Here is a 619-nt window from a genome sequence, read left to right on the forward strand (position 1 = left end):
AAGGACAAAGAGACCGGTAAATGGGTTGTTCATCCGGTTGTGCAGTACTACCCAGAAACGGTGGGTGAGAAGTTCTTCGATTGGATGGCAAGTATCCAGAAGCAGTACCCCGACAAGCGCATGGTTGCAGGTAAGTGGTGGCTGATCTATGAAGACAACAAGGCCAACAAGGCCATGATTGGTGACGCACACGACCCGAAGATGGCCAAGAAGTACGGAAAGGGTCTGTGGGTAGAGGCACCGGACGGAAACCTTCAGGGTGTCATCATCGTTGACTCGTATCCGGCAATGAATCCGGACTCTAACGACGATGAAGAGGCAGATAACTCTCTGGGCGTGCACGCTCGATTCTTTGCAAAGCATCTGCCTCGTATCAAAGGCCGGATGGGCAAGAAGATGATTTCCCTGATCGGCATGAATCAGCTGTCTGATATTCCGATGGCTATGTACGGACCGAAGCAGCAGGAATCGTGCGGTAAGAAGCTGCGCTACTATTCGGACGTGCGAATCTGGAATACGAAACGTGGCTCAGGTATGCCTTTCAACGCGGTCTTCGATAAGGAAGAGGGCGTCGAGATCGAGAAGAGCGTTACCGGGAAGGGTAACGACTTCTATCGCT

The 619-nt window shown here is 52.0% G+C and carries 1 protein-coding gene; it reads left to right on the top strand.

The genetic code is table 11. The features are described from left to right. The coding region (locus AC1RPN_RS08075) for a P-loop NTPase family protein (RefSeq protein WP_481763694.1) at positions 1-619 on the top strand (619 nt) is incomplete at both ends.

The sequence above is a fragment of the Dellaglioa sp. CoH-57-MRSF-20 genome (assembly GCF_056781955.1).